This is a genomic window from Actinoplanes sp. NPDC051633, assembly GCF_040681735.1.
Classification (GTDB): Bacteria; Actinomycetota; Actinomycetes; order Mycobacteriales; family Micromonosporaceae; genus Actinoplanes.
This window is the reverse complement of the sequence record NZ_JBFAZH010000201.1, coordinates 1-8,950: the sequence shown is the minus strand read 5'-3', so window position 1 is coordinate 8,950 and position 8,950 is coordinate 1. Positions and strand designations below refer to the sequence as shown.

General features: G+C 66.6%; 6 protein-coding genes. All 6 read left to right on the top strand.

Annotation, left to right across the window (positions count from 1 at the left end):
- The first annotated feature begins 133 nt into the window (after positions 1 to 133).
- Entirely contained in the window at positions 134 to 631 is a 498-nt protein-coding gene (locus tag AB0M20_RS14270) for a GNAT family N-acetyltransferase (protein ID WP_364298047.1), read from the top strand.
- A gap of 440 nt (positions 632 to 1,071) precedes the next feature.
- The gene (locus tag AB0M20_RS14265; protein ID WP_364298045.1) at positions 1,072 to 1,878 is read left to right on the top strand and encodes a pentapeptide repeat-containing protein; all 807 of its coding nucleotides are present in this window, start codon (positions 1,072 to 1,074) and stop codon (positions 1,876 to 1,878) included.
- 11 nt (positions 1,879 to 1,889) lie between these two features.
- Positions 1,890 to 4,250 (top strand): hypothetical protein, encoded by a 2,361-nt coding sequence (locus AB0M20_RS14260; protein ID WP_364298043.1) that lies wholly within the window; start codon positions 1,890 to 1,892, stop codon positions 4,248 to 4,250.
- On the top strand, positions 4,228 to 6,027 hold the full coding sequence (locus AB0M20_RS14255; RefSeq protein WP_364298041.1) for a response regulator: 1,800 nt from the start codon (positions 4,228 to 4,230) through the stop codon (positions 6,025 to 6,027). The genes AB0M20_RS14260 and AB0M20_RS14255 overlap by 23 nt, the downstream gene beginning before the upstream one ends.
- Before the next feature lie 476 nt (positions 6,028 to 6,503).
- Positions 6,504 to 6,749, top strand: a complete 246-nt coding sequence (locus tag AB0M20_RS14250; protein ID WP_364298039.1) for a hypothetical protein — start codon at positions 6,504 to 6,506, stop codon at positions 6,747 to 6,749.
- Positions 6,750 to 7,129: 380 nt separating this feature from the next.
- Entirely contained in the window at positions 7,130 to 8,569 is a 1,440-nt protein-coding gene (locus AB0M20_RS14245) for a VCBS repeat-containing protein (protein ID WP_364298037.1), read from the top strand.
- Positions 8,570 to 8,950 lie beyond the last annotated feature (381 nt).

Sequence of the window (8,950 nt, the reverse complement as noted above, 5' to 3'; positions counted from 1 at the left end):
CACCCCGAGATGCCGGTGGCGCACAGCCAACACAACCGTTACCAGCCGACACCCAGCCGGCGCGCCTTCACTGCGGCAGATCCGGATGGTCCTCGATGTTCGTTCAAGGGCCCGCCGGCGTCATCATCGACCCATGTCTGATGCCGAAGTCTGCGTCCGCAGATATGAACCTCGCGACCGGGAAGCCGCTGTCTTGCTCGCCACTCGGCTGGAGACTGGTGTCGCCCACTGGCGTGACGCTGATGCGGTCCGAAGGGCAGTAGTCGGATGGGTGGAGGCGTCGCTCGCCAACGCCGACGCCGAAGATCAAGCGGTGTTCGTCGCCGAGGTCGGCGGGGATGTCGTAGGTCTGGTAACGGTGGCCGAACGCATGCACTTCACCGGCGAGATCGACGCCTACGTCGGCGAACTCGTGGTGAAGTGCACTCACGAGCGGCGGGGCGTCGGCAGGCTTATGATGAATGCAGCCGAGGAATGGGCACGCCGCCGAGGCCTTCGGTATCTCACGTTGGAAACCGGTGCCGCCAATAGACCCGCCCGAGCATTCTACGACCGTTGCGGCTACCAGGAGGAGGACGTGCGTCTCACGAAGACGCTCGACCGTTTTTCGCCACCTGCAGGCGGCGAATGACATACAACTCGCGGCTCGGGATCGACCACGCCGGACGCACGTTGCCCGGCTGCGGGCAATAGCCGGCAAGTTCGTTGTCCGGAGGAATCGCCGTGTCAGGCCGGATCTCCGGGCGGCCCGATGCGCGGTGGTGACGCCCACGCCGCCTGGCCGAGCGGTGATCTCTGCTGTGAACCGTCGGCGGCGGACACATACGGCGTTCCGCGACGCCGATCGCCCGGCCGTGCCAAACAAAGCTCGGCGGGAGAGCGGCATGTGGCCAACTGTCACATATCGGAAACATGATTGCGCGCGCGTCCGTCGGTCGACGCCGTCCACTCTCACCAGTCAATCGGATTGTTCGTCGGCGCGTCCGGCCGAAGGTCCGAAAAGGTCGGCCGACCGCCCGAAGTTGCGAGAGCGCGCCGACGCCGGTCCCGTATGCAGACATACTCGGGGCCGTGCGCAATGTCTGGCGTCCGATCCTGATCATCCTCGTCTCTGCGTTCGCCATGGCGCTGGTGGTCCTGCTGCCTCTGCAAATGGTGCAGCGTGAGGGTCTCAACCCCGAACAATGGGCGTCGCACGTCGGCACCGCCCGCACCGCTGTGGTGCAGTCGCTGGCCGGCATCGGGCTTCTGGGCGGACTCTTCTATGCCGGGTCGACGCTGCGGCTCAATCGCGAGGGACAGATAACCGATCGTTTCGGCAGCGCCGTCGAACACCTGGGTGCGCAGGCGCTGGAAACGCGCATCGGCGGGCTGTACGCGCTGGAACGGATCATGCGGGACAGCCGCGCCGACCACGAGCCAATTGTCGAAATAGTGTCGGCTTTCGTCAGGGAACACGCGACCTTCCGGGGCGAGCCCGAGCCGGGTGCCAACCCGTCTACCTTCCCCGGACCGCCGACGCCCGGCGTGGCGCCGTTGCGGGCCGACATCCAGGCGGCGATCACCATCCTGGGCCGCCGGCCCCGGCGCAAGGAGCTGGGCCGTCTCGATCTACGCGGTGTTGATCTGCGGGGGGTACGAGCGCACGCCGCGAACCTGCGCAATGCCGTCCTCCTCGAAGCCCGCCTCGATCACGCCGACTTGGGGAAGGCCGAGCTGGCCGGCGCTCGCCTTCGGAAGGGCTCTCTGCGCAGCGCCTGGCTGCGCGCGGCCGACCTGAGGAACTCCTCCCTGCGCCACGTGGACCTGCGCGGCGCCAACCTCAGCGAGGCCCGGCTCCAGGACGCGGACCTGACCCACGCTGAGACCGACGGCTGAACGGAGCGTTTGTGAGCACCCCTCCTGTGAACGAATCGCCGTCCTGGCACCGCGCCGACTTCATCCTCCGCGGCGAGTACTGCCCGCTCGACGAGGTGCGCGACCACCTCGTCCGGCTCCGGGTAGCGCTCGGCGCTGACGTGCTGGTGCACATCACGACCGACCACGAGGTGGTCATGCGCACGTTGTCGTGGGCGGTCGGTGAGCCGGCGACGGCCACGGTCGCCTTCTCCGACTGGATCAGGAAGGCGTCCTACCGGACGCGGAACGCAGTGGCCCGGGACGCGTTCGTCGCCGTCGCACGCTCACTTATTGAGCCGGTTGTCGAGCTGGCGGAGGACGTGACGAATCAGCTCGTGGAGCGCCTGCTGGAAATCCGGCAGGACGCCGCAGCGACGCCGCTCGGCGAGGAAACCCGGAGCGCCTTTGCCGGGCGGTCGTGGTCCGGCGCCGTGCTCAACCACACCGGCAAGCCGGGCGAGTCGCCGTGGGACGGCGAAGCTCGATCGGTCGTCCTGATTAGCCCGCCCGCGCGCCTGCACGGCGACGACATCTACCGGCAGGCGCTCGATCTCGGTGTCATGATCAAGTGCACCGCGGAGTCGAACGCGCGGCGGGACTCCGTCGTCATGCAGCGCGTCACGCAGCGCCTCACCTTCCCGAGCCCCGGGCACGAGCCGTCGACCATCGAGGAGATCTCAAGGAGAGCGCTGGCGCTCGCGGCCGAGATCACCGACAGCTCAGGGGGCGCGGTGTATCTTCGGACGCCCTCGCACGGGCGAGAGTTTCAGCGGATCGCCGTCCAGGCGGATGCCGGCTTCTCCTTCCCCGCCGAGATCGCGCTGGGACAGGACACGACGGTGGGGTGGTCAGTGGAGCGGCACCGCGCCTACCAGCGCATCCGCGGCAGCAGCGCGGCGGAGGTGCTGACGCCCGCCGTGCGACCCGAGGGCGGCGCGGAGCTGGTCACGCCGATCGCCGGCCCGCTGGCGGACTCGTGGGCACCCGCCCTCGGCGGCATCGTCCTATTTCGCGCGGACGGCGGAGGCGGGTACAGCGCCTACGAACGAGCGCTGGTCCGGAATGTCGCACTGCGCCTGGCGCTGTTCCGGACGAACATCGCGACGCGTCAGATCGCGAACGCGATCTCGGTGTTGCGCAGTGGTTCGCCACGCCGACTCCAGACGCCGCCGACCGATGCCGAGGTGAACCACGCGGAATTGTGGCCGAAGGACGTGGCCAAGGTGACGGCCCGCTTCGACACACCGCTGGCCCAGCTCGCCGAAAGCACGCACAGCCACTCGGTGACCCTACGGATCGCGCTTCCGCACTCGTCCAGCCGCTCCGAGCACGGTCTCGTCCTCGCACGCGTCGCGGCGCATCCCTCCGAACGTCTAAACGACCTGTACGAGCGGGAACTCGAGGAGGATTCAGGGCTGCACTGGGAAGTGATGCGGGAGGGACGCGAGAAGTACCTCCGATCGGTGCACCGCGACGCCAAAGACTGGGAGTTCCGGCCGGGCACCGTCTCGGCCCTGTGCGTCCCAGTGAAGGTCGAGGGCATTCTGGCGGGAACGTTGAACCTAGAGAGCCCGTTCGCGGACAACTACGCGCCCTACCTGCCATTGATCGTCGCCCTGTCCGGGGCGGTGGGCCGGACGCTCGCCGACGCCCGTGCCGAACTCGAGGTGGGCCTGCTGGACACGACGGCGCACGCGCTGGCGAGTCAACATCAGTACAGCGGAGTGCTCGCCCGGATGGCGGATGAGATCGAGGACGTGCAGCCGCGCGCCCTGCACGACACGCTGATGGACAGGACGCGGAGGCTACGGACCCTCATCCAGGACCTACGAGAGCCTGACATGCCGGAGAGAATGCCGGCGCGGAGCCTCTGGCAGATCGTGCGGGACAGTATCGACCATCTGGGCGTTCAGTTGTCGATCGTCGAGCCGGCTGAGCAGCTGTTCCACCTGCCACTTCTCCCGCGTGTCACCCGCGCGCTCACCTCGGTCCTTGAGAACGTCTGGAAGAACGTGGACTATCACTCGAGCGCCGACGGCCGCGATGCCGATGGAAAGACCGTGCCGCGGGCTACGTTCGGCCTCGCTCGGCTTGACGGCATGAAGCAGGCGATGATCATCGTCGACAATCTCTCGCTCAATATTCTGGACGAAAACTACTGCGCTGCTCTCTACCGCTATCCCGCGGAGGGCAGCGAAGGAGAAATCCGCCTGGGGACGTATCTCGCCGGCCTCAACGCGCGACGGATAGGTGCTCGCATTCACGGAATGCCGATACAGGGCGGCGCAGGATTGCGGACCATTTGCATGATTCCGGTGGAGGACCTACGTGACACAGCCAGCTCCGATTAATGCATTCCGCATACTCCTGGTCGACGATGAGGACGAAGTCCTGAACGTTGTTCGCCGAAGCCTGTCGGAGTTCGGCGAGGATGTCGTCATCGATTACGCCCAGGATGCGGCCGCCGCCGATCAATTGCTGTCGGACCGTTTCTATGATCTCGCCCTCCTCGACGTCTACGGCAAGAAGGACGTGCTGGTCGGAAACCAGGTCTATCGGCGCATCGATGCCGCCGACCTGTCGACCCGCGTGATGATGATGACCAGGTGGCAGCTGAAGCAGGAGGCGCTGCGGCTACTCGCGCTGACGGGCTCGAACTCGGCTTGGCGGCTGTCCGGATTTCTCGACAAGACTCGGAACTTCGGTCCGACGATTACGAAGCGCGTGGGCGAGCTGATCCGGCGATTCACCGCCTCGCGGGCCGATGTGTCGGGTCTCGATCAGCTAGCGACGGACATTCTGCGGCAGCGCTACCGCTATCGCGACGCGGACAAGAACATCAATCTCCGCAAACCAAAGGTTGAGATCGCGACCGAGGTGGACCGGTTGATGCGGAAGTTGTACGTCGATCTGCCCGCCGCCTCGAAACGTGTGTCCCGGGTGCAGGTCGAGATCAGCCCGATGGGCCGTCGCGGCCTGAGCGCCGCCGTCGTGGTCAACGCGCACGTCCGGGTGACCTTCGAGACGATTGCCACGACAGCGTCGGGACACCGTACAGTCCTGAAGGTCGGGCCTAAACGGGACATCTTCGACGAGGCCGCGCGATTCCACGAGTATGTCCGGTACGGGATCGAGCTGAGCCATCGGGTCGAGCTGCTGGGCGTCACCGGGGCCGATGCGCTCGGCGGCCTGATCTATAGCTTCGCGGGTGGCAGTTACAACCTGGACCTGCTCGCGCTCGACGAGGTGTTCGTGGATGAGCTCACCTCGGGTGATCTGGAGGTAAGTTCCGAGGCGTTGCGCTCCCTGTTCGCCAGCCGGGATTGGTACGGAACTCCGTGTGGCTACGTGGACGTTGGCGAGTACTTCGAGACAAATTTCCGAACGGATCTGCCGCGGTCATGCGATGAAGGGGAACGACAACTCGCCGAGCTGAGCGAGACGTGGACGCAATGGCCCAGAATCGTCCGGGCGGATGGGAGCAAGGGCGTTGCGGCGCTGCTGGAGGGGCCGGACGGCACAAAGCTGGCCGTGCCCGACCAGTCCGTGCTGGGCTGGGGCTGGCTCGCCGACCAGGTGCCCGGCTGCCTGGTCCACGGCGATATGCACGGCGGTAACGTGATGCTCGAGTGCTCCCGGGAATCATCGGGCACCCGCGAGGGCAAGTGGCACTACCACCGCAGTTGCCTCATCGATTTCCGCAACGCCGGCCCCGGCCCGAGGTGCATCGACGCGGTCTGCCTAGAGTCCTCGATCCGGCTGGCCGAGGCGGAGGTGATGAGCAAGACGGTGCTGCGAGCCGGCTCGCCGCCGTCGGCTGACGAACAGCGCGAGCTCGCCCAGCGGATGACCGAGCACTTCGAAGAGGAACTCGCCCTCTACCGAGCCGTTTTCCTGGGCGAGGGTGATGTCCCCGGCAGTGCGTGGGCGGGCCAGTGCGCCCTGGTGCTCCGCTCGATGCGGGACTGCTTCGACGACGTCGCCCTGCGCGAATACCTGACGACAAGCGTCCGCTACACACTGCGCAGCCTCGGCTTTCGGCTGCCCGATGTGGCGCGGCTACGCCTACTAGCCTGGCTCGCGGGGCAGTACCAGCTGGCGATTGACCTCTCCAAGCTCAAGAGCTGATCACCACGCCGCCAATGACCTGTTGAGCGATAAACAACAACGGCTGGGTGAAGAACGTCGCCGGCACGTCCACGCGCGACTCAAGCTGGCGACGGTGACGGCGCCAGGTCGTGCGGCGCCACCTTCGAATTGATTGATCGCCGCCGGTGATGTCACGTCGACGGCCGGAAGGTGATCGAAGAACGTCGCCGTTGCTGCACCCTGCACTATCACTTAGTTGATCATGTCTGGCGCGTTCGCTTGTGGAGCAGTTACTGCCGCATCTGTCGGCGACTACGTCATCCGCTGCAACTGCGCAACGTCGCGAGCGACATGAACGCCCGGGCACGCGGCACCAGCACCGACGAGACCGAACCTCTCGCTGACTGGGCCGCGCTGGTGCCGTCGAGTCTCGCCAGCCTGGCTTCCGGGTTATTCAGTCGCTCGTCTCACCCTGGGGGCTTGTCCGCCACTACTGGGTTCTGATCAACCTCCTGATGAACATCTTGGCCGTCGGTGTCCTGCTCCTGTACATGCAGACCCTCTCCGAACTGGCGCGTCTGGCTCGAGCAAGCACAGCCAGCGGCGACGCGGTGGCCCGGTCTGCGTCACCTGTGGCCCACGGCGTTGCGGCGATTGTGCTGCTGGCGGCCTTGGTGCTGTCGGTGTACAAGCCGCGGGGGCGAACAGGTTGGGGTTCCCGCCGCCGGCGAACCGCGGAGGCGGATCTCGGCATCGCCTGATGGACGGTTGTCGACGCCCTGCGTCGCTACAGACCACGAGGGCACCGCTTCGCCGGTCAAGCGGTCGACGCAGCGTCCGGCGACCACCGTGTTTGATGTAGGCGGCCAGACGTTCATCGACAATGGAACTGGAGCGGTGGGCGCAGCGTCTAAATGGTGCGGTCTGCGCACGCGGGCCGCCTCTTCCGTGGTGCAAGCGAACTGTGGCACATTGATGTAGCGCGGCAGCAGTCGTCGGGAGGAACAAGAACAACATGGCAACGAACGGGGCGGGCTTCATGCGCCGCCGGGGTCGTGCCGTTGTGCGGGGGCCCGCCGTAGCCGCGGCCGTCATCGTCGGAACGCTCGCCCTGCCCACGACCACGCACGCCAGTGGGTCGATGGACGCGTTCGCCTCCGCCCTGCACACGACATCGGCTCCATGCCGTCCCGGCGGCGTCACATCAGCAGATAGAAAGATCGCGGAACGTCTGCGGCCGGCGATGACGGGCCGGCGTCTCGGCCGAGCGGTCACCGGTCGCCACATTTCCTGCGCTCGCGCCGTGGTTGGTCACGTGAAGGCCTCCGGATTGGGCCAGCGGGCCGCCGTCATCGCCGTGACCACCGCGATCGCCGAAAGCACGTTGAACAATTACACCGTCGCCGTCGACCACGACAGCCTCGGACTCTTCCAGCAGCGTCCGTCGATGGGCTGGGGACGCCCCACACAGCTCATCGATCCTCGATACGCCACCCACGCCTTCCTCAGAGCGATGATCCGCAAGCATCCGGCCGGCGACTGGACGACGGGCGACATCGGCCGGATCTCCCAACGGGTTCAAGGCTCGGCCCACCCCGGTGCGTACGCGCCGGAAGCAAACGACGCGCTCCTGATCGTCACGGCGCTGTGGCCGCGCGCCGGCGCACTCGCAGCCGCGAAGACACCGAAGTTCGGCGCTGCGTCACCTGCCCCGAAGAAGCCGACAGGGCCATTCCAACGAGTTCTGTTGACCGCAGCCACCGGCGTCGGACCCACCGACGCCCGGCACGCGACGTTCGCCGCCGACTGGAACGGTGATCGGCGCGTTGACCTGGTGGTGGTGCAGCGCACCGGTACCCGCAGCGGCAAGACCGAGCTTCAAATCTTGGACGGTGCCCGCAACTTCCAGCCTCTGCTGTTGCACACGGCCACTGCGCTCGGCCCGACAGACGCCCGCCACGAGTTCTCGCTGGCGGACTGGAACGGCGACGGGCGCCCCGACCTGGTCGTGATGCTGAAGTCCGGCACCGCGAGTGGCCGCACAGAACTACGGGTCCTGGACGGAGCCTCGTTCTTCCAGCGCTTCCTCCTGGAAACCGTCACCGTGCTCGACCCGACCGACGAACGCCACGTATTCTCGCTCGCCGACTGGAACGGCGACCGGCGTCTCGATCTCGTGATGGTGCAGAAGGCCGGCACCACCAGCGAGAAGACCGAGGTGCGGGTGCTCGACGGCGCGGCGAACTTCAACGCTCAGCTGCTGCAGACCGACACGGCCCTGGACACCACCGATGACCGACACGAAGTGGCAGTAGCGGACTGGAACGGCGACCACCGGCTCGACCTTGTCGCCGTGCAGAAGTCCGGCACCGCGAGCCGGAAAACGGAGGTCCAGGTCATCGACGGAGCCTCGAACTTTCAGCGCATCGCGCTCCGCACGAGTACCGTCGAGGGCCCGACGGATGATCGTCATGATCTGGCCGTCACCGACTGGAACGGCGACGGGAAACTCGAGCTGCTCACTGTTCAGAAGTCCGGCACGACCAGCGGCCGCACTGAGGTCCGCGTCCTCGGCAAATAACCGCGAGCACAGCCGACGGATTCGGACCTCCCAACGCAGCTTGTTGGTCGACCCATCCGGCGGCGAAGGAGATCAGTGCCGCGCCGACGAGGGATGCTTCCGACGCGTCCGGCAGGACGCCGACCGTCAATGCTGCCGAGCCGATGGCGCCGGTGGCTATGGAGGCGGCGATGCTGCGGCCAACAGGCCCTGTCGGCCTGACCGGCGTACTCGCGGGGGCGGTGTTGGGCCCGGCTGGCAGACCATCTTCTGGATCAGCGCACCCATCGGCGCAGTCGCCCTGGTGATCGGCCTCAAGGTCATCCGCGGTGTGCGGACACCGCGAGTCTCGCTGAACCAGTTCGACCTGGCCGGGGCCGTCACCGTCATCAGCAGCCTGGT